The organism is Pelagicoccus sp. SDUM812005 (genome assembly GCF_031127875.1).
Lineage (GTDB): Bacteria > Verrucomicrobiota > Verrucomicrobiia > Opitutales > Opitutaceae > Pelagicoccus.
The window spans coordinates 1-698 of sequence record NZ_JARXIA010000073.1 but is presented as its reverse complement, the minus strand read 5'-3'; the positions used below and the strand labels follow the sequence as shown (position 1 = coordinate 698).

Genomic DNA, 698 nt, shown 5'->3' with positions numbered 1-698 from the left:
TCCATTTCCGGCGGCGCCGGAAACGACACCGTCATCGGTTCCGAAGGCGACGACACCATCCTCGCCTCCACTGGAAACGACGACCTGCACGGCGGAGCCGGAGACGACACCTTCCTCTACTCCGAGGGAGACGGAGCCGACGACTTCCATGGCGGAGAAGGAAACGACACCGTCAAGGCGACCGGGGACGACACCAACATCACCATCGACTCCAACTTCGACGCGGACAACTCCATCGAGACCATCTCCTCGGACGGCCACTCAGGCGTCACCGTCACTGGCGACTACTCAAACCAGACCCTCGACTTCTCCGCGACCAACCTCGACGGCATCGAGTCCATTTCCGGCGGCGCCGGAAACGACACCGTAATCGGTTCCGAAGGCGACGACACCATCCTCGCCTCCACTGGAAACGACGACCTGCACGGCGGCGCCGGAGACGACACCTTCCTCTACACCGATGGAGACGGAGCCGACGACTTCCATGGCGGAGAAGGAAACGACACCGTCAAGGCGACCGGGAACGACACCAACATCACCATCGACTCGAACTTCGACGCCGACAACTCCATCGAGACCATCTCCTCGGACGGCCACTCCGGAGTCACCGTCACTGGCGACTACTCCAACCAGACCCTCGACTTCTCCGCGACAAACCTCGACGGAATCGAGTCCATTTCCGGCGGCGCCGGAAACGA

The 698-nt window shown here is 62.2% G+C and carries 1 protein-coding gene; it reads left to right on the top strand.

Translation table 11 applies throughout. The features are described 5' to 3' along the window. The coding region (locus QEH57_RS24740; protein WP_309009490.1) for a calcium-binding protein at positions 1 to 698 on the top strand (698 nt) is incomplete at both ends.